This window comes from Candidatus Zixiibacteriota bacterium, assembly GCA_034439475.1.
GTDB lineage: Bacteria > Zixibacteria > MSB-5A5 > GN15 > FEB-12 > JAWXAN01.
Map to the genome: position 1 here is coordinate 1 of JAWXAN010000058.1, position 20,282 is coordinate 20,282.

Consider the following 20,282-nt stretch of genomic DNA (forward strand, 5'->3'; position numbering starts at 1 on the left):
CCCGATCAAATTGTCTGCGTCTGTCCATCGATAGTACCTCCAGTGCCAAGCTAATCCAACCTTAGCAAACTGTTCACTAAATTGGGGCAAGATCAATCCTGACCTACTAATATCGGAGAACCAGCCACAAAATAACCTACTCCGGCTTTTTCGGCTCGACCATCACCGACTTCTCACGCTCGACACTCACAAGCCCAGGCTTTGCCTTGCGCGGTTTCCGGACATACTTCCGCTCGGTATAAATAACCGGCACAAGCCGATCATTTTTAGCTCTGCTGTGAAATGCGGCAATTGCCGCGGTCTCCTCGATTTCGCGCCGGGAGGGCGTAAATGATTTGTTTGGAAATTTCAATATAACATGCGAGCCGGGACATTGTTGGGCATGGAACCACAACTCATACGGACGAGCAAACTCAAATGTTGTCCGGTCATTGTCGGCTCCATCGCGACCAATAAAAATTGTCACACCGGTCGAAAGCGTGTGCGGACGATAGGGGAGCCGCTGGAGACTCTCCTGCTTTTCTCCCACAATTGGCAAAAGGGATGCAAGCTCAGTTTGATAACGCGCAGTGGCATTTTCATAATCATTTCGGACGGATGACTGAACGGTTTCCAATTCTGCAAGTTCTTGACGTGTGACTTCGAGTCTTCGCTCAAGCAACTCCAATCCTTCGCGCCCTTTGCGGTGTTTTTTGAAATACGCTTCGGTGTTGCCGCTTGCCGAAAGCGCGGGATCAAGCGGAATACTGATTTTCCGTTGATCTTCGCTGAGGATGTCAGCGACAATTATTTCGGTCATTCCCCTTTTGATCGTGGTATGATTTATCTGAAGCAGCTCACCGAGCTTTTTATATTGCTCGAATTTGCCGGCCTCGCGAATATCCCGTTCAATATGGACGATACGTTTTTTGAGTTTATCTATTCCCTTTTCAATGGAATTATGAACCCGCTCGCTGCTGTCTTCTTCATCAATTGCGGCCTGTTTTCGACCGAACATCTCGAGTACAGCCAGTGAGATTGATTTGAATTTCTCAGGGTCGGTTTCAACTGTTGTCAGTTTGAAGGGATAGGCTTCGAAGCTGCTCTTTATGGAATACAGATAACCCGTCTCCATCGCTAAAAATCGCTCCGCCATTTCCTTCATTTTACCACAGAGTGTTTCAAACATGATATCTGTGAGAACGCTCAACTCAACAAAATCCAGTCCGGCGCGCTTTACTGCTTCCTTTGATATAGTGCGGTTGAATCCGGTTACGCGTTTTTCTATGGCTGTAACAAGCGAAGGAAACTCTTCTTCGGCCATTTTTTCTCGAAGCGAGTGGGGGGTGATATCAAAGGGGTTGAGTTTGGATTGCATAATAACTGACTGATATTTTTCTCCCGGCTCGAATGTTTTGTTTCGAAGTGTTGCCTGACGTCCCCCCGATTCATCGAGAAACCAGATATTGCCATTCGGGCCGATGGCCTCGAATACAACTGTGCAGGTCTTGCCTTGGACAAGACACTTAAATTCAAATATCCGATCGAGGCCATGCTGGTCGATTGACTGTATGACGGCATCGTTGAGGCCAAAGATAGGCCATGGTTTCTCAGTTGTTTCGATTTTTATTTTGGATGCCGGAACGCAGAAATAGCCTGAGCCGCTTGGATGGAAAACAAACCCGAGGGCGCTCAGCGTTTTGTCTTTCCGAATGAAAAAATAGGCGGCCCGCTCTTTTTTATAATATTCAGAGGAGACAATTGTCCCGCCAGCGCAGGTTTTTTTCAATTCAGCCACAAGCGCGGCGATATGTAGTGCGGTTTGCATGGTGGCGAATATAGACTAAGAGCGAAAACGGAACAAGAAAGCGTTGGGGGCAGTATCTAATCAATCACCGGTGGCCCAATCTTCTCTTCTGTAGCTACGGGCAAAACCCTCAGGCGTCCATTTCGAGGCAGCCCGTTATACAAATAGACCATTGCAAGCCCAACTGAGCCGCCTATCAGCCCCCCCGCGGCAATATCGCCGGGGTAGTGCACACCGACACATACCCGGCTGAGCGCGACGAGCGCTGCGAAGACCAATAAATACCACAGCAGTCTTCGGTAGTACCAGGAAAAAAAGACAGCCAAACCAAAAGCATTTGCGGCATGGGCCGAAGGCATTGATTTGCCCGCTCCGCATGGAACCAACAGCCGAATATCGGTCAATTGCCCCGAATGACACGGACGAGGTCGGTCAATTATTTCTTTCAGTACAGAACTCACAAGCTGGTCGCTGATAAGCACTACAAGCCCGGAGAACAATGCGAGCCAGCAAAGTTTGCGATCCCCTTTCCAGAACATCAGAATCAAAGCAAGGGCATAGAGAGTACGAAGGACATTATTTGATGTCAGAAACGGCATAATAAGATCAGTAACCGGATTGGCCAGAGTAACATTGAAAAAATAGAAAAGCTCGCGGTCAATCCCGCCTAACCACTCAAACATAAGTCACAGGAGCGTTTTTGAGGAATTTATTGAGCGCAGTGGCTGTTGGCAATCCTGTCCTCGCTCCGGGCTTCATACATTTTATTGCCGCTACTGCCGAGCCTAATTTGAGCCGTTCGGCAAGCGGTTGGTTATTCAACAATCCAAAGATATAACCGGTGTGAAAGGCATCCCCGGCCCCGGTTGTATCGACGGTTTCGACTATGTAAGCTGGATGGCGGACAAACGAGTCATTTTCACATCCGGTTGCTCCGGTAACCCCCTTGGTAACAACCACGGTACCGAGGCATAACCGACGCAGTGCAGTAATCGCATCTGTGGCATTTTTCGCTCCCGTATATGGAAACGCAAAGCTGTCGGCGACTATTAAATGGTCAACAAATGGAAAGATAGGCGAGACATCGTTTCGGATTGAACCGATATCAAAGGTAATAATCGAACGATGCTTTTTACCCCATCGCGCCAGTTTGATGCATGCTTCCAGATCGCGCCCATCCAGATGAATGAGCTTGGGCACAGGGTACTCTTTGAGCTTTAGATCAGTTGGTTTTACCGACGCCCCGCGATAGAGCGAGATGGTTCTTCGGCCAGATCCTTCTTCCACAAATCCGAGCGCAGCGTCAGAGGATCCTTTCTTGCTCACTAAATATTTACTGCTGATATTTTCCCTGAGGAGCTCTTTGCGCATTTCTTTGCCGGCCAAGTCATCGCCCACGGCGGCAATGACAGCGCACTTGAGCCCAAGCCGAGTCAATCCAACCATGACACCCGGAACCGGACCGCCGCCATGAGTGTGGAGAGACGAAGCATCGACCTTGCCTCCGGCAGGGGGCAGGGATGGAACGGTGAAGAGAATATCATACGGCATTATCCCCAGTCCGAGGCAGTCAATTCTATGCGCTTTATTCAATCGCCTCCAGAGTCCCTTTGCCGGCAGTCAGCTCTGTGAATGCAAGACGGAGATCATTGCTGCGAGATTTTCTAATAGATACTTTCATAGATACATTTTCGGAAAATTCCGAATCGAGAATATTTACCTCAAGCTTCGGTGCAAGCTTTAGCCAGCGATCATAGAGCGAGAATTCCAATATCAGGCGGAATTGCTCCAACACAAACTGTTCTTTTCTTCCCGACTGTTCGAGAGCCAGCTTTGCCGTTTCAGAATACGCCCGCGCAAGCGGGCCGGTGCCGAGCTTTGTACCGCCAAAATAACGCGTGACAACAAGCAGGGTGTTCATCAACCCATGTCCGGTAAGAACATCGTAGATAGGTTTGCCTGCCGTTCCTTTCGGCTCGCCGTCATCAGAGTATTTGAATTTTTCACTGCCAGGCAGTCCGATTATCCAGGCAGTGCAATGATGACTTGCGGAAAATTCTCTTTTTTTAACCACCCCAATCATTGCCTGTGCTTCGTTCTGGTTTGTAACAAGAAATGTCTCCCCGATAAACCGTGATGCTTTCTCTTTCAGCTCTACTCGCGCAGACTGGCCGATGGTAAAATAGTGGTCATCCATAGTGACAGACTGCAATCAGATGAATCTGCTCAGACAAGAACTTTGATGATATTGTCGACTTTATCATATCCCTCTATGGGAATAAGCCCGTTGCTGAGAGCCTTGGCAAGACTGGTTTCATCGGCAAGGGCGCCGTAGCGCGGGTCAATAAAAATAAAGGCCAATTTGCCGATATCGTTGCAGAACTCTATGATATCATGCACTCGTTTTGAATCCGAATATACTTCGGTGATAACCACCGCCTGAGAGAGGCCGACCAACAAGCGATTGGAATCAAAGATAGTTTCTTCGCTAACCTGACGTTCAGGAGAATATTCGCTTATGACTCCTCCGGTCAAGGCAATATCAATGGCAAGCGGCATTGTGGCTGGGTCGGTTAAATTTTCAAAGCCTCGGTCAATAACGGCAAACGACGATCCCTTGGAGACTTTGCTTCCTAAATGCACTGCGGCATCGGTTCCCAGTGTGAGGGAGGAAATAATCTGTATGCCGGCCTCGCTGAACCGTTTTGCCAGAGCGGATGTGATTTCGATTCCTTCAGCCGAGGCGTTTTCCGCCCCTAAAAGACCGATTGTTTTTTTATCGGGGTCCGACAACTGGCCGCGCACATAGAGCAGGGTCGGCGGGTCGTTGAGTTCAAGTAAAAGCGCCGGATATGGCTCTTCGAATCGCGAAGTAATCGTGATCTCGCGCGCCTTCAGGGATGAGATAAACTCTTGAGCTTCCTGAAGATGATCTGACGCCTCAACAATTTTACTTACAGTAACCGACGATAATCCCTCGATTTCTTGAAGCGATTCCCGCTCGGCCAGCAAAATCTCCTCGGTCGTCAGATAGCGCCGGATAAGAAGATCAAAAAGTCGTGGGGAAATCTGGCCATATTTGCAGATGGCAAGCATCTGCACTACCGAACTGTATTGTGTGAGATTAATCATAAGAGGCAATGTACGGATTGTGGTTTGCCTGTCAATCGTTGCCCGTTGAAAGCCATTCACGTCGCCCCTGCAATAGCACTTGAGCCTGCCAGTGGCCAAGCTCTGCGGCGCGGGTCATTGCATCCAGTGAGAATTGACCCTGAGTACAAAGGGCATAATAATAATGCAAGGCGGCATACCTTGGTTCTTTGGAGATGGCTTCGCGAAATAGCGAAGCCGCAACATTTACATTGCCGTTGGCATAGTGGCCGAAGGCCTCGCCAGCTAAGAGATAGACCGGTGACTGCACAGACGTCTTCAATTGTTTTTCCTGATTTTTTGACCTTGCCGCGACCAGCCCACGGTATGCAATTGGAGGGAAGTCCACAAGCCTATGATTACCCCTAGACAGCATATCGCCCACTGTCGCTGCATACTCAACGGGATCACTCGGATCAAGCGAATCGGCAAGGGTATGGCGAATAATCTCGCGGTTGAAACTGTCGAAGTTTTCTGTGCCGGTCCAAGACAACATTGGCGACATAATTGAGTTCATATCCGAGACATGAATCGCTCCCATAAGATGGCCGATTTCATGAGCCAGTGAGCGGCCTGAAAACATTCCCTGCCAGTTGCGGAGGTCATGGTTAACGACGGGAAAAGCTTTGAGCAAAATTCGTGTACCGCCTATTTCGCTGAGTCCAATTTGGTCAGAATCCCGTCCGGTGAAAAAATCGACGCCATGTCCTCCGGTCAGCCCGATGATGAGGGTGTCGCCCTGAACGAGATAGTTTTCGCAGAAGTGATGAAATTGAAGGCTCAATGAACTATGGGCAATAAGAGTGTCTTGAACCTTCGAAATATCGACTCCAATAATTTCCAGAGAACAGTTAAATGCCTGTGCGAGAGTTGATGATGCAGTAATGACAATCCAAGCGGCTCTTTCTGTCCAATTGGATGCGTGTTCATTCACAAAGTTGCTGTCAACCAGTATTCGGGCAAACAGATTTCTGCTGCCAATAATCTCGAGTGGAAGCGAGTTTCCAAGATCCAAGTTATCCACAAGTTTCTCCACTGTCCGTGCTAAAACAAATTCAAGCGGCTCGGCGGTAGATGAAATAAGCGAATCGACCGATCGGGTTTGGTTCGGGGTCCGGGGATGTATCCAGCGAGGGCGCGAAGTTTCAGTGACATTTGTTTTTTGTGCAGTTGTGAAACGATTTGTAGGAGGATCGTATTTCAGAAGCTCCGCCTTGATGCTAATATGCAGTTGTTCTTTCACCCTCTTAAACGAGTATCCGCGTTTTGAATTTGGCAATAAGAGAGGATCATCGGAAAGATATCCGGATACGCTTACAAACAATATGTTCGATAACGAGTCTGCTTGTGAAAAGTGATTGGCCGTCGCTTCCGGAATGCTCCCAACCATTTGAATGTTGGTTCCCGTGATTCTGTTCTGACGAAAGTCATATTCAAGATAATTCTTTACCGCGGCAGCCAGCGAGACATCGAAAGGAGTGCTTGCGGTTGATGGAACGTCTATCTCAAGCGATGGTTTGGCATCGACCGAATCTCTATTGGGATCGGGTTCTTTCGCTTCAGCCGAAAAAAATGCACACAGGCATAAAATAAAAAATCCCTCTACAGCCCAATGAGTTACCCGATTGTTCATCCTCCGAAAGTAGAGAGATGACTCTTGTATTACAAGAGTATATTGTCTATACTTATGACCGTTATGCCCAGACCTGCCATGCGATTCATTCAAGCCGCTATTGTCCCCTTTGTCGTTACGATAACGGGAATTTTCTTTTTTGGCTGTAGCGGCAATGATTCGATTGAGTCACTAAAACAAAAGGGGGAGGAAGCCTTTTTAAATCAAAAGTATCCCCAGGCCCGTACCTATTTCCGCAAAGCTTTGGCCAAAGCCCCATCAGACAGGGACGCCCTTTATTTTCTTGGGATGGCCAGCCGACGTGATTTTATTTATGACTCCGCCTTAACATTCCTCAAGCGCGCCGATTTACTGTATCCGGGCGATAGGGAGATCTATACGCAGTTGTTGGAAGTGGCTTTGGCTATGCAGGATTGGGATATTGCCATTTCGGCAATTGGCGGACTTATAAAAACCGGCGACAGACCCGAAAGCCGTTACGCCCAACTCGCGGAGTTATGGGGACGCAACAATCACCCCGCGAACTCATACTTCTATATCAAAAAAGCTCTTGAGGTTGAACCGGATAATCAGAATCACTACATCCAGGCCGCAAACCTCGCCGGTATTGTCGACTCGGTCCAGGCAGCCCTGGCCTACAATGACAGCGCTATTGCCCGATTTGGCTCGCTTGATCAGTTCATAACAAGCCGCGCGCTTATCTATATGTCCATGAAGGAATACACCAAAGCCGAAGAGCTGTATCGGAATATCTTTGTGAAGGATTCAAGCTTACCCTATGCAAGACTAAATCTTGCCAATTGCCTCGGGGCTCAGGAGAGCAAAGTAAAGAAGCAGGAAGCACTTAAGCTCTATACATCCATATTGGGCAAGATCGGACCGGAATTTAAGATTGATTCTTTGATTATAGACCTGAAAACCTCCCTAAAATAACAGTTGGGCAGGACTGTTGCCAATCCTACCCAACGCTGGGCTGTCCTAATGGACAGAGACAGGAGGGGGGTTATTTATCTATCTACTACAACAGTCTATTTTAAAGATTGTTTCATGGTTAAATAATTTTTTCTGATACCTAACCCGAAACCAAAATCCATCTCCCGTCATCATTTCAAGTTCCGTACAGGTTCTACACCCAAAGTATTAAAACCGACTGGTTTCTAACCAGCCGGTTTTAATTAATTTAGATAAATTTGTGAGGTTTGTCGACTAAGAAAAGGTCAAAAACCGTCATTATTACGGTCGAAATCTTGACCATTTTTGCCATCGTGATCACCATCATCTCCGTTTCTTAGGCAGTCAAACTTCCAGCGCCCTTGAAGAAATCCTTCTTCGAGTTTTTCGCTCGAGCGATAATGCCCTCTAATTTCGCCTACTCTATGGCCCTCGCCAGTAAAAATGCCGCCTTCAAATCTACCGCCTTCTCGTCCGGCGACTGGGTCGGTATTCATTGCAGGATAGGGCAGAAATATTCCCCGAATAAAGCCTTCGAAGCGTCCATTTAGGTCGATCCACTTGCCAAAAAATGTCCGCTCTCCCTTATCATTTTCTTCAAAATGCCCTTGGAAATGTCCATTGATATGGCCATGTTTGGAAACCCATACACCGCGAAAGGCCCCCTTGCCTTCTTCGTTGAAGCCCCAATGTCCGCCAAGGAATCCGCGAGGACATGTATTGCGGAACATACGTAAAGCATGAAAAGCAACTGAATTCCCGTCATCGAGATGCACAACCGTGTCGAGCTTGGCAAGGTCTTCCAGCGTGAAAGTTCGGCTATACGGCCCAGTTGTAAATTCTACAGTTACCGATTCGGGATGAAGGGTATCCACAACAAGCGAGCTATCGCCATGTTCGTCATGAACATACGAGCTGTCAAGCACTGGCCGAATGCGCGGCACAAAGAGATCGACGGCGATCCCGTCGTTGTGACCTGTCGTAAAAGTAACCCACTCAATCGTTTTGCGATCGGTTCGAGGGACAATATAGTCGCCGTCTTCAAATCGTATGACACGACGCAAAATCTCCGCACCCCGGCTGATGGTCAGCGAGCCAGTCCAATCAGTCTTGGTGACGACCGTGGAATCTCCGCGCAATCTTCCCCAAACAGCGCGAAGGTGGTACCAGCCGACACCATCGTGATTAATTAGTGAATCGACACCTCGACCGCCGAGAATGGGATCGTTGTACTCTACTTCACCATCGCCAACATTAGTGGTTGCAGGATCGCCGAAAGCCGGGACCTCATTATCGGTTGTGTATCCCCCAAATTGGCTCGCAGCGCGAGGATCGGGCTCAGGTCCACTCGGAATTTTATTGCATCCCTCACCCCATATCACGAGTGCGAGTATAGCGGTAAACATACATGTCTGTTTGAGCATAGTCCCAGATCTCCTTTGATTCCCAGTTTTAGTTGAGATATACAAATTATATTTGAGTGAAGTTTATACAAGAGCCGTGCCAAATGGCCGACCCGTTTGTAAGTTTCGGTCAAATCGAAAGTTATACCAATCTGGCCGAATAGGCAAGGACAATGTTCGCGTACCGGCCGGTACAGTGCAGCGCTATTGGCCCGCCTGGGACGAGTGGGGCTAATAGGATATGGCTCGCTCACCCTAATCTTGTAGAAACATTACTCTCTAATTATGAAAAAAAGATATATATAAGTAAATGGTAAAGCTTGCTATCAAGCGTCTTATGAGTGATCGCCCGTCATGGCAGTTACCCCTGCTCATCTTTGCTGCAGCTTTGCTGGTTCGCCTGGTCTATCTATACCAGATACAGTCTATGCCCACATTCGACTATCCGGTTATGGATGAACAGTACCATATTCAAGTGGCAAGCCAAATTAATTCGAGTCAGGGCTTTCCCGACGAACCTTACTACCGCGCTCCGCTCTATCCGTATTTTCTGGCGGTACTTCTGCAGATATTTGGTGATTCGCTCTTTTTTCCACGACTCATTCAAATATTTTTAGGCTCCTTGCTACCCGTTGTTCTTTTTTTCATAACAAGAATGCTCTTGAGTCAGACAATGGCCCTTTGGGTCGCCGGAGCAGCGGTACTTTATCCGACATATCTTTACTACGACGCATCGCTTCTTATTGAATCAATTATGCCTCTGCTGGTGGCGATACTGCTTTGGCAGTGTTTGCGCTCGCAGATCAAGCCCACAGCTCTTAATTTCGCTGCAATCGGTATCCTGCTTGGCCTGACTGCGCTGGCAAGACCGAACATTTTATTTTTCGCCCCGGCGTTGCTTGTTTGGATATTCTGGATAATTCGTCCGTTGATCGGATTGAAAAAATCTCTTATTGCCTATTCCATCATAGGCCTTTGCATAATTGTTGCAATTCTTCCGGTGACCGTCCGAAATTATCTTGTATCAGGCGACCATGTTCTTATAGCGTGGCAAGGTGGTTTCAACTTTTTCATAGGGAATAATCGTCTATCCAACGGCTGGTCAGCCACTGTGCCGGGAGTCGATGCGACCTGGGAAGGAGGTTATCGCGAAGTAATTTCCATTGCTGAACAAGAAGCGGGCCATCCATTGGCAAAATCAGAAGTCTCGGATTTTTGGTATGATGCCTCCTGGCAGGAACTCAGAGAGAATCCATCGCTTTTGCCAACGCTCATCCTGTTGAAAACCAGGCTTATTTTCAACGGGTATGAAATACCAAATAATCACAGTGACTACATCACCCGTGATTATTCTTCACTCATCAGTATGTTAATGTTCGATTTCCCTTTCAGTTTTCCATTTGGAATCCTGGCGCCGCTTGCCGTTTTGGGAATAGGGCTCGGGTTGACTCATTTTCGAAAGTTCATGCTCCTGTATCTGCTTCTCTTTAGCTACCTGGCAAGTTTGCTGATGTTTTTTGTCTGCGGACGGTTTCGCCAACCGATCATGGCCCTATTTATTTTTTTTGCTGTCTTTGCCGTCATGCGGTTAGTGGCGTACTTTAGACAGCGCAACCTAAAAGGTCTTTTACTTTTTCTTCTCGTTTTTGCGCTGCTGGCCATTGAATCAAATCACAATATTCTCGGAATCGATTCTGCCCGCGTGCGCGCCGAAGAATCTTCCCTGCTTGGAAACGCCTTTTTGCGCCAGGGGAAAATCGACGAAGCAGGGATCCGGTTTCATACCGCGATAACATCCGACCCGACATACGCACAAGGTTATAATAATCTTGGGAATTTGAGTATGAAGCGCGGACAAAAAAAGCAGGCCGCGCTCTATTTCGAGATCGCTGTGGCAAAAGACTCTACTCTGTTTGAACCATATATGAACCTTGCGACCACGTATGTCGATGCAGGGCGGAATGCCGAGGCAATTTATATTCTTGAACTCGCTCGCGCCCGTTTTCCTAATAATGATTATGTTCACTTGAAGCTTGGCATGACTTACTTTGAGGCCGGACGTGTAGTGGAAGCCGAGCGGAGCGTAGAACGTGCGCTCAAATTGAACCCGGTAAATACTACTGCCATTCAAGTTGCACAACAGATCAGGAATAGACGGCGATAGCGAGTAGAATGAGATTGTTGATGGCCAATAAACGAAGATCACTAAGCCAATTTTGAGATAAAGCCGCCGGCATCATTCAACCGCTTAGAGGCTTCGGTGTTGTCACAGTTAAGCTTGTGCATCACAATGGCAATTTTCACCGAACCATCCGCGCTTTCTAAAAGCGATTCAGCCTCATTAAGTTGCACACTCAGGGTTTCCATCAGAATTTTTCTTGAGCGGGCGGCGAGTTTTTCAGATTTTGACTGAAGATCAACCATCATATTTCCGTAAGTCTTGCCGAGCAGGATCATGGCCGTTGTGGAGATCGTATTGAGCGCCATCTTCTGCGCGGTCCCAGATTTCATTCGTGTCGAACCAGTGATGACTTCCGGGCCGACCGGAAGTTCAATGAGCACTGAAGGAGTAATGGGAAGATTCTGCGCTGCGTTGCAAATAATAAAGGCCGTCTGACAGCCGAGCTGTATTGCATGGCGGAGCCCGGCAAGGGTATAGGGGGTTCTGCGCGATGCTGCAATGCCGATGACCATATCATTTCTTGTGAGCCTTCGCTCTGCGAACTGGCCGATTATGGCATGCTCATCGTCTTCAACACCTTCCAAGGAAAGAATCATGGTCGAGTACCCGCCTGCGATAAGGCCGGTCACCTGCTCAGGCCTGGTCCCGAACGTTGGCGGACACTCGGCGGCATCAAGAACACCGAGACGTCCCGATGTGCCAGCGCCGATATAAAAAACTCGGTCTCCCCTGCGAAGGGTCTCGGCGAATAGTTCCGCCGCACGGGCGATCTGCTTGAGAGCGGCTTCGACCACACCCGCCACAGTTTTGTCTTCGGCATTAATTTTTTTTGTAATTTCCAACGCAGTAAGCCGGTCTATGTCGGCCGTATTGGGATTGGGGCGTTCAGTGCCAAGCGAGCCCAGTTGCTCAATGATATCTTTATAATCTGTCACAGGGAAAACGTACTCGATATTTTTTTGGAGAGCAAACGAAAAGAGGACTTCAAATATGCGATAGATGTGCTGGAATACTTGAAAATTTGATGAAATTACGGCTGAGTTGCCTGACGAATTGAGTCTCTGAACGAAACGACTACCGAGCCAAAATGACCGGACAATTCACGTTCATCTATGTTATCCGAAAGCTGGCTGGGCAGTGGGGCTGGCAGAAGAAATTCTGTCATTGCGCTGTCCGGGCTGCCGCTGATAGCATAGACATAGATATAATACCAACCAGTGTCGAGGTTTACCCCATCAGTCTGATAGAATGCATCCCTGATTATAAATTCGGCTGTGGACTGCGAAGTTACATAGTGGCTAAAGCCTTCTCTCTGATACACCCTGTTTCTTCTCACAGTCGCCAGAACATACGTCTCAGCATTTGCCGAAGCCGTCCAATTAACAGAAACCGGATCGTTGCCGTTTGAAATTCGGTTGACGGGGGCTACCTGTGTGATTGCGAAGGGACCCGGTACAGCCTGATTGATCGACACAGAAAGCCCATTACCGTTCTGGATACTCAGGGCACGGGTTTGCGATAGTAACGGATTTGAGGAGCCAAGGCCGAACCTGAAGAGCGAATCCTGGGGGAGGCCGAGCGTGTCAAAGCGGACTGTATCTGAACCAAATCGAATCGTTCCGGTACGGGTAGCCGAGCTATCGAAACGAAGGTCTGCAATAATATTGGAGGTATCCCGGTTCAGATCAATAACGAGCGCCCCGTTTAGGTTGTAATCGGCACGCAAAGGGCGGTTTATTGAACCAGCTGAATCACAGCTTTGTAGGAGACCGACGACTGCCAAGGAGAAGCAGGCGCAGATAACAAGTAATTTTGTGGGCGAAAAGGTTCTGTTTTTCATATCTCTCTACAGTATCGGCAGTATTGGTTGACTCTTTCACATTTTTTTTTAGGCCCACTGCATCCAAGCAACCCACTTATTCATTTATACTTATAAGTTATGCGGATTTAGCTGAATTTCCTAACGTATCTGTAATTATGATTACGCCCAGGAAACAACCGCAGCAATTAAACAAATCGACAACTGGCACGTCTCTACCCTTGAAAAGAGAAATCGCAAGGACTGATTACTCCTCCGTTGGTCCTGACAGGCGATACGTTTGCATGATACACCAGAGAAGATACTTTGATTCTTCTCAAGATAAGTAAATATGATGGCGTCAGGCCTGCCCTATGAGTTTCACCTACACCCTTGACTGTCAACACAACTGGCGTCATCATAAAAAATATACTGCTTTGACAGAGGTCTCTGTTCCTCTGAGCGAAAGCGACCGAGCTTTGGCGGATGGCATTTCAATCTCGACGCTCACCTGTCCCGCCAGATAAATCCTATGCCTGTCCCTCCCCAAACGGCGTAGGATTTTTTATTGAAATTTGGTCAAAATATCTCCCCTTGTAAATTTTGTTTGGCTGAATTATTCTCTCATGGTATGAAAGAGATGAAATGACCGAACACAATCCAAATCAACTGCCCGATAATTTTCCTATTCCCGAAGACGACGGCGCTGCGGATCACCTCCAAGGCAAGGGCATGCCTTCTATTTTGCTCAGTTCCACTGCTGGCCAAGCAGTCAATATTGCCGAGATTTCCAAGACGCTCACTGTTTTCTTTTTTTATCCTCGTACAGGCGTCCCCGGCGTGGAGCCGACGGTCGGATGGGATTTGATTCCTGGAGCGCGGGGATGCACCCCTCAAAGCTGTGGTTTTCGAGATGCATATCAGGATTTTAGTGAACTGCAAGCCCAGGTCTTTGGTGTAAGCGCCCAACCGACATCGTATCAAAAAGAATTCGCCGACCGAAGTAAGCTTCCCTTTGAACTGCTGAGCGACAATGACCTTGAACTTACCGACTCGCTTGAATTGCCGACATTTTACGCAGGAGGTGCAAGGCTTATCAGTCGCCTGTCGCTTGTTGTGAAAAACGGCATCATAGAGAAAGTCTTTTATCCGGTTTTTCCACCCGATAAAAACGCTGTGGATGTTCTGGAGTATCTTAAATCAAGATAGCTGAATGATTGACACCCGTAGGGATTAGCCGAGCGTGTCATGACTCCGAGGAGATCCCTCGCATTGCAATAAAAGCTGACGGGCAGTCCTTGTTGAGCGGGCAGATCGGACATTCAGGACGGCGAGCTTTACAAATAGCGCGGCCATGGAAAATAAGCAGGTGGGAATAGAGTATCCATTCTTCTACGGGAATTATCTCCATCAAATCTTTTCGATTTTTGCCGGGTCGTTTTTTCTTGTGAACCCAAGCAGGCGGCTGATTCGTCCGACATGGGTATCCACTACAATTCCTTCGGCGATGCCATAACCTACACCAAGGACAACTGATGCGGTCTTTCGGCCAACCCCGGCGAGTGTGGTCAATTCAGCAATTGACTTCGGGATCTCACCTCCAAACTTTTCGATAATCTGCTTTGCCGATTCCTTGATGGCTTTGGCTTTATTGACATAGAATCCGGTGCTGAAGACTTCCTTTTCAAGCTCTTTCACATCGGCGCTGGCAAAAGCTTCAATGTTCTGATATTTTTCAAAGAGCAATGGGGTTGTCAGATTAACCCGCTCGTCTGTGCACTGAGCCGAGAGAATTGTGGCGACAAGCAATTGGTGGACATCCCCAAAAAGTAGCGCGCACTTTGCCTGCGGGTATGTTTTTTGGAGTATTTGGATTATTTTGACGGCGCGTGTGCGAGTCTGATCTATTGTCTCCGGAGTTGTTTCTTCGGGTGTAGCCATAGCCTTACTCAGCGTCGCATCCAAGAATCACCACACGGTCAATATCATTCAAATCGCGAAGTATGGCAATCGACCGGTAACGGCCGTCGCGTTCGGTTATCTCAGCCACTCGATCGGCCTGATTGTATCCGATCTCAAACATAACCCGCCCGCCCGGAGCTAGAAATGTCGGGGCTGTAGCAATGATATGGCTAATTGCATCGAGGCCTTCGCTTCCCGAAGTCAGAGAGATTTTTGGGTCAGCAAGAACCTCCGGCGGCAAATCACGGTATTCATCGTCTGATATATATGGCGGATTGGAAAGTATCAGATCAAATTTCTCATCAGGTTTCACGGCAGTGAAAAAATCAGATCGGCGGAATTCAATTCTGTCCGCCCCGCCAAGCGCCTCCGCGTTTCTTTTAGCAACAGCGATCGCATCGGGCGAAACATCTAGGGCAATTATTTGACTGTCTTTGATTTCATTTGCCAGAGTGACAGAAATAACGCCGGAGCCGACCCCAACATCGAGCAAACGTGGATTTATAAGATTGCGCTGCTTGATAAAGCGCATTGCGGTGTCACACAGGATTTCAGTCTCTGGAGTTGGAACCATCACCGCCGGCGAGACAAAGAATTTGCGTCCATAAAACCAGGACTCTTCGAGGATATACTGAAGTGGATAGCGTGTGGCACGACGGGCCAAAATATCGTCAAAACGCCGAAGCCGTTCTTGGGTGAGCTGGGTTGTGCCGCGGAGATAGAGAAAAAGCCGGTCGCAGTCGAGAATCGAGCAGAGGATGATTTCGATCTCCGCTTTGCCGGCATCGATACCAACCTTTTCGAGAATCTTTCCTTTTTCAGCAATAAATTTCGGCAGGTGTCCGATAATTGGGCTTTGGCTCACCATTGCTGTCATTTGACCGCTTCGAATTTGAGCCGCTCTTCGCGATCATGTTGCGCAAGGGGTTCGATAAGGGCATCGACATTCCCGCCAAGAACATCGGTCAGGCTATACAAGCTCAGATTGATTCGGTGGTCGGTTACACGCGACTGCGGAAAATTGTAGGTTCGGATTTTTGCCGAACGGTCACCGCTTGAAACCATAGTCTTTCGTTCAGCGGCAATTTTGGCCTGGCGTTCGGCGAGAATGGCGTCAAAGAGGCGTGCCCGAAGAACTTTTAGGGCTTTGATCTTATTTTTCAATTGTGACTTTTCATCCTGACAGGTCACCACGAGACCGGAAGGCAAATGGGTAATGCGAACCGCTGAATCGGTCGTATTGACCGACTGTCCGCCGGGGCCGGAAGAGCGGTAGACATCGACTTTAAGGTCACTTTCTTTTATCTCAATTTCTACTTCCTCTGCCTCAGGAAAAACTGCGACAGTAACGGCAGATGTGTGAATTCGTCCTTGGGTCTCGGTATCAGGTACTCGCTGAACACGGTGCACGCCGGATTCATACTTCATCTTGCCATAGACACCGTCGCCATCGAGAGAAAAGATAATTTCTTTGAAGCCGCCAGCGCCTGCCTCGCTTGAGTTGAGGATTTCCATCTTCCACCGTTTCGTCTCGGCGTAGCGCTGGTACATGCGGAAAATATCTGCAGCGAACAGTCCAGCCTCGTCCCCCCCCGTTCCGGCGCGGACTTCGATAACAGCCGGTTTGTCATCAGTTGGGTCATGAGGCAGCAGTTTTAGTTTGAAATCAGCCTCGACCGCTTCGATTTGGGATTCATAGGCTGTCAATTCCTCGCGGGCCATGGCGACTAACTCGGGGTCAGAGCCATCTTCGAGAATTGCATAGGCTTCATCCAAGCCCGTTTTGATGCGGCGATACTCGCGTCCGACTTCGAGAACTCCGGACACATGCCTCCGCTCACGATTCAGCTCAATTTGTTTTTTGCGGTCAGAAAGTACAACCGGATCGATAAGCTCGTTATCGATCCGGGCGAGTTTCTTTTCGAGTTTTTCTACTATTTCAATCATTGGATAACTACAACCTACTTATTCTTTTTGAATATTTTACAATTACCGGAAAAAAAGAAAGATGTATGAAGTAGCTACGAAACGGGAATGGATTTGGAGGGAATACGAGTGTTGACCACTCCGAGCGCGGCCTGAAGGGCGACAATGGCAACCTCAAGCTGGTCAGGGGTCGGCTCTTTGGTTGTGATGCGCTGAAGCCAGAGTCCGGGCTGGATAAGTACTTTGGTAATAGCATTATTGCGGGTTTTGCCGGAAAGTTTAAGCAGTTCATACGATGTCCCGGCCACAAGCGGGAGGAGCGACATATGGAGCAAAAAGCGCGGCAGAAGCGCTGGCGGATGACCCGCGGCTATTGTGAAAATTGTATCGGAGACGGCGTACATGAGAATAGCAAGCAATGCGACTATGAGAATAAACGAGGTTCCGCATCGGGGATGGAATCGGGTGTAGGTTGCGGCGCGCTCGGGAGTCAGTTCGTCGCCCATTTCATAGGTGTAAATCGATTTGTGCTCAGCGCCATGGTATTGGAATATCCGATGAAAATCTTTGATGAATGAAATCCCCCAGACATAAAGCACAAACATCGTGAGACGTATCCCGCCCGCCAGAAGATTAAAGCTCACCGCGTCTTTTTGGATGCCGAAAAGACTTGCAATAGCTAAAGGCGTGAAGAAGAAAATCAGGACACCAAAGGCCAGAGCGAAAATCGCGCTTCCGGCTAAATAGAGATTGTTTTGCTTCTTTGAGGGATCTACCGATTTCCCTTTTTTATTGGCTTCTTCTTTTTCGGCATCGCTCATAGCAACATCTGCCGAAAAATTAAGGGTTTTGATCCCGATAACCATCATTTCGGCAAAGGCAACCGCGCCTCGGAGAATGGGTGTGTTTAGAAAGGGGTAACGCACCGACAGGGGGTGGTAGATCTCGGTCTTGACCACAATTTCGCCGTTTGCGGTGCGGACCGCGGTCGAGATTTTATCTTTGGAGCGCATCATTACGCCTTCGATTACGGCCTGTCCGCCAATATTCAAATCAGCCATGTATATTTCTCATTCTATAATAGTTCAACTCACTTAGGAGACCGTGATATTTGCTTCTGATAATAAAGACGGGCGAAACATGATAAAATGCTTTCGCCCGAAATTTATCCGGCCCGCAGGCCATCTGAAGCAGCTACTGCTTTTGCTCGGTCTGGCCGTATTTACGTCGGAAGCGCTCCACACGTCCGGCGGTGTCGATGAGCTTCTGTTTGCCAGTAAAATACGGATGACAATTGGCGCAGATTTCTACGCTGATTGTCTTTCTTGTTGAGCGGGTCGGGTATGATGCGCCGCAGGCACAAGTTACGACCGTCTCATGATATTCAGGATGGATTCCCGCTTTCACTCTGTCACCTCAATGATGTGTAAGGTTTTCGGCTCTTTCTATCGTCAGTTCTAACAGCCGATTTTGCCGAATGTTCAATATATATCGGCGGCTTTAAATGGCAAGAGATTTTCAGACTCCCTGTTAGGCTGCAATGCGCCGCGTCTCGTTACCCGTTGAAAAGCAGTCAGTTAGACTAAATGTGACATAGGCGATCCGGTTGTCCATTTTTCAATGACAGTATATGTCACCGCAACTGTCAATACTGCAGTGTGAAAAGCGGAAGAAACATGCAGGCGTACGGGTTCATCTACAGGGACTGGTACACAACAGCACAGGAGAGGTCCGGTATGGTCAAAACACAAAGGCTTATTGTCATTCTCAAACTACTTGAAAAAGGGGAGCGTCTGACTGTCCCGCAGATGGCCAATCTGCTTGGGATGACCGAGCGAACAATTTGGCGGGATATGGCTGAGTTGCGCGAACTTGAAGTCCCTATGAAGCTTAATGACGGCAGATATTCAATCGATCGACAGAGGTTTGCGAGTTGGGAAAAGGCGACAGTGGGGCAGAGGATCGAGAAGGTATCACGAGATTCAAAAGCTTTGTGATAGTATAGATAGGCCGTCGAGGGGAATTATGCCCGCCTTCAATCATTTGGTATGCAATGGTTTACGTCTATAAATTTATATGACCCCTCCTCTTTTACTGTCATTGAATATAAAAACAAAGAAAATACGCACTCCCTACGGGAACATATATATACATATATGCGTATATGTGTATGTGAGTATGATAAGCAAAGAGACAGACAAACAAACAGACGATCAACTGACGCCTGCGCTTAGGGCAATGGCCGATGCAACAAGGCTCAAGATTCTGCTCATGCTCGAAGGGCGTGGCCGGACAGTCGGCGAGATCGTCGATTTTTTTGAGCAGTCCCAGCCAACAATTAGCCGGCATTTGCAAACCCTCACCGCCGCGGGGCTTGTACGACGCCAGCGCAAAGGCCAGAATGTAATGTATGAATTGAATCCCGAGAATCTTCGCGATGTATGTGTCTCACTGGCCAACTGTTTTCCGTGCTGTTGTGTCTCGGTGAGCAGGCCAATTGAAATTCAAGGAATAAAAAAATCTCAGGAGACGGCAGTGCCGTCGCTCACGGACGCCAAAGGGCGACCGACAGCCAAACGGCACTCAGGTACGAAACCTAAATCATAGAAAGGATAAGCTAATGACACGCTTTTCAATTCCGCGAGTTGCCCGTTGTTGCGGTGGCTCGATACGACCGTCCCAGGCAGGACATTAAAAGGCCCATTAGACTTAGTGCATACGGGGACCCCGCAAGGGGTCCTTCGTTATTTCAAGTCAATAATGGGCTTGGATTTAAAATGATATAATTCTGTTGATAAATCAAGTGATAGCACACACTATCGAAGACTCAGCACCACCGACCAGTAGTATTTTTTATAGGTTAGGCAGTCAATTTCAAAGCGATCTGAGAAAATTGTCCGCAATTGCGTTTCCGAGAAATAGTTTTTGAGAATGCGGTGCTTCTCGCTGTTTTCCAAAACTCGCTCTTTATAGTTATTCCCGTGTTCATCGACCCCGACAGAACTCTGATTGGCTCCTTCGGCGGGAGGATTATTGTCTATAATCCAAATTTTGCCATTTGGGGCGAGTGGACGGCTGACTAGATCGAAAAATTTCTCATAACTTTCTTTCGGGTGGTGTGAAAACCAAAAGCCAACAGCAACCAGATCGAAATGTTTCACGGGAAACAAAAACGTAAACATATCAGTATCAATGAACTGCACCGACACACCGTATGATTTCTTTTTAGCCTCATCGATCATCTCCGAGGCGGCATCTACTGCCGTAATTGATTTGGCGCTGTGAGACATTCGTTCTGTCCAATAGCCTGTACCGCAGGCAAGCTCAAGTACATGATTGCGGCGCGCCAATTCTGTAACGCGTGAGGCTTCGTCGTCGATTTCGCTGCGGCGTTCGGCGTCATCCCGGTAATAGATCTGCTCATATTCTCCGGCACGGGAGCGGTAGTATTCAATGAGTTTATCGTCGCGCATAAAGATTGTATTCGTCCC

Annotated in this window: 20 protein-coding genes; 5 read left to right on the forward strand and 15 right to left on the reverse strand. The window is 48.1% G+C overall.

Translation table 11 applies throughout. From position 1 onward, the window contains the following. Positions 1 to 136: 136 nt before the first annotated feature. From SGI97_08360 to SGI97_08385, 6 genes are read right to left on the reverse strand one after another with little or no spacing between them, the layout of a single operon-like run. The gene (locus SGI97_08360; protein ID MDZ4723897.1) at positions 137 to 1,807 is read right to left on the reverse strand and encodes an NFACT family protein; all 1,671 of its coding nucleotides are present in this window, start codon (positions 1,805 to 1,807) and stop codon (positions 137 to 139) included. 56 nt (positions 1,808 to 1,863) lie between these two features. After that, positions 1,864 to 2,469 carry a phosphatase PAP2 family protein gene (locus SGI97_08365; protein MDZ4723898.1) on the reverse strand — a complete coding sequence of 202 codons (606 nt, stop codon included), beginning with the start codon at positions 2,467 to 2,469 and terminating at the stop codon, positions 1,864 to 1,866. Further along, positions 2,462 to 3,379, reverse strand: coding sequence for a PfkB family carbohydrate kinase (locus SGI97_08370; GenBank protein ID MDZ4723899.1), 918 nt, complete (start codon positions 3,377 to 3,379; stop codon positions 2,462 to 2,464). The genes SGI97_08365 and SGI97_08370 overlap by 8 nt, the downstream gene beginning before the upstream one ends. Then, a complete protein-coding gene (locus SGI97_08375; GenBank protein MDZ4723900.1) occupies positions 3,372 to 3,983 on the reverse strand; it encodes a YigZ family protein in 612 nt (203 codons plus the stop codon). Before SGI97_08375 ends, SGI97_08370 begins: the two co-directional genes overlap by 8 nt. A 29-nt stretch (positions 3,984 to 4,012) precedes the next feature. Then, positions 4,013 to 4,918 (reverse strand): DNA-processing protein DprA, encoded by a 906-nt coding sequence (locus SGI97_08380; GenBank protein MDZ4723901.1) that lies wholly within the window; start codon positions 4,916 to 4,918, stop codon positions 4,013 to 4,015. Positions 4,919 to 4,949: 31 nt separating this feature from the next. Next, positions 4,950 to 6,569, reverse strand: a complete 1,620-nt coding sequence (locus SGI97_08385; protein MDZ4723902.1) for a M12 family metallo-peptidase — start codon at positions 6,567 to 6,569, stop codon at positions 4,950 to 4,952. Positions 6,570 to 6,611: 42 nt separating this feature from the next. Here SGI97_08385 and SGI97_08390 point away from each other — a divergent pair, with 42 nt between their 5' ends. Next, positions 6,612 to 7,502, forward strand: a complete 891-nt coding sequence (locus tag SGI97_08390; protein MDZ4723903.1) for a tetratricopeptide repeat protein — start codon at positions 6,612 to 6,614, stop codon at positions 7,500 to 7,502. 284 nt (positions 7,503 to 7,786) lie between these two features. On the opposite strand, the gene SGI97_08395 is transcribed toward SGI97_08390, so the two are convergent. Beyond that, entirely contained in the window at positions 7,787 to 8,944 is a 1,158-nt protein-coding gene (locus SGI97_08395) for a hypothetical protein (GenBank protein MDZ4723904.1), read from the reverse strand. 289 nt (positions 8,945 to 9,233) lie between these two features. Between SGI97_08395 and SGI97_08400 the strand changes: the two genes are divergently transcribed. After that, complete coding sequence (locus tag SGI97_08400; protein MDZ4723905.1) at positions 9,234 to 11,087, forward strand: glycosyltransferase family 39 protein; 1,854 nt, start codon at positions 9,234 to 9,236, stop codon at positions 11,085 to 11,087. Positions 11,088 to 11,128: 41 nt separating this feature from the next. Here the strand turns inward: SGI97_08400 and murQ are convergent, their stop codons facing one another. Both murQ and SGI97_08410 read right to left on the reverse strand, forming a co-directional pair. Beyond that, positions 11,129 to 12,040, reverse strand: coding sequence for an N-acetylmuramic acid 6-phosphate etherase (gene murQ, locus SGI97_08405; protein MDZ4723906.1), 912 nt, complete (start codon positions 12,038 to 12,040; stop codon positions 11,129 to 11,131). 95 nt (positions 12,041 to 12,135) lie between these two features. Further along, positions 12,136 to 12,945 carry a hypothetical protein gene (locus tag SGI97_08410; protein ID MDZ4723907.1) on the reverse strand — a complete coding sequence of 270 codons (810 nt, stop codon included), beginning with the start codon at positions 12,943 to 12,945 and terminating at the stop codon, positions 12,136 to 12,138. Positions 12,946 to 13,548: 603 nt separating this feature from the next. Here SGI97_08410 and SGI97_08415 point away from each other — a divergent pair. Beyond that, the gene (locus SGI97_08415; GenBank protein ID MDZ4723908.1) at positions 13,549 to 14,112 is read left to right on the forward strand and encodes a peroxiredoxin; all 564 of its coding nucleotides are present in this window, start codon (positions 13,549 to 13,551) and stop codon (positions 14,110 to 14,112) included. A 201-nt stretch (positions 14,113 to 14,313) separates the two neighbouring features. Here the strand turns inward: SGI97_08415 and nth are convergent, their stop codons facing one another. The 5 genes from nth to rpmE all read right to left on the reverse strand — a co-directional run bounded on the left by nth (position 14,314) and on the right by rpmE (position 18,198). After that, positions 14,314 to 14,844 (reverse strand): endonuclease III, encoded by a 531-nt coding sequence (gene nth / locus SGI97_08420; protein MDZ4723909.1) that lies wholly within the window; start codon positions 14,842 to 14,844, stop codon positions 14,314 to 14,316. Between the two features lie 4 nt (positions 14,845 to 14,848). Beyond that, entirely contained in the window at positions 14,849 to 15,742 is an 894-nt protein-coding gene (gene prmC / locus SGI97_08425) for a peptide chain release factor N(5)-glutamine methyltransferase (GenBank protein MDZ4723910.1), read from the reverse strand. After that, positions 15,739 to 16,812 (reverse strand): peptide chain release factor 1, encoded by a 1,074-nt coding sequence (gene prfA / locus SGI97_08430; GenBank protein MDZ4723911.1) that lies wholly within the window; start codon positions 16,810 to 16,812, stop codon positions 15,739 to 15,741. The genes prmC and prfA overlap by 4 nt, the downstream gene beginning before the upstream one ends. Before the next feature lie 74 nt (positions 16,813 to 16,886). Then, a complete protein-coding gene (locus SGI97_08435) occupies positions 16,887 to 17,852 on the reverse strand; it encodes a DUF1385 domain-containing protein (GenBank protein ID MDZ4723912.1) in 966 nt (321 codons plus the stop codon). A gap of 133 nt (positions 17,853 to 17,985) precedes the next feature. Continuing rightward, positions 17,986 to 18,198: a 50S ribosomal protein L31 gene (rpmE, locus tag SGI97_08440; protein MDZ4723913.1), complete on the reverse strand. Its 213-nt coding sequence runs from the start codon at positions 18,196 to 18,198 to the stop codon at positions 17,986 to 17,988. A gap of 329 nt (positions 18,199 to 18,527) precedes the next feature. On the opposite strand from rpmE, the gene SGI97_08445 reads away from it, so the two are divergent. Together SGI97_08445 and SGI97_08450 are read left to right on the forward strand one after the other, a co-directional pair. Continuing rightward, positions 18,528 to 18,788 carry an HTH domain-containing protein gene (locus tag SGI97_08445; GenBank protein MDZ4723914.1) on the forward strand — a complete coding sequence of 87 codons (261 nt, stop codon included), beginning with the start codon at positions 18,528 to 18,530 and terminating at the stop codon, positions 18,786 to 18,788. A gap of 181 nt (positions 18,789 to 18,969) precedes the next feature. Then, the gene (locus tag SGI97_08450) at positions 18,970 to 19,398 is read left to right on the forward strand and encodes a metalloregulator ArsR/SmtB family transcription factor (GenBank protein ID MDZ4723915.1); all 429 of its coding nucleotides are present in this window, start codon (positions 18,970 to 18,972) and stop codon (positions 19,396 to 19,398) included. A 209-nt stretch (positions 19,399 to 19,607) separates the two neighbouring features. Here the strand turns inward: SGI97_08450 and SGI97_08455 are convergent, their stop codons facing one another. Next, positions 19,608 to 20,264: a class I SAM-dependent methyltransferase gene (locus SGI97_08455; protein MDZ4723916.1), complete on the reverse strand. Its 657-nt coding sequence runs from the start codon at positions 20,262 to 20,264 to the stop codon at positions 19,608 to 19,610. Positions 20,265 to 20,282: the final 18 nt, after the last annotated feature.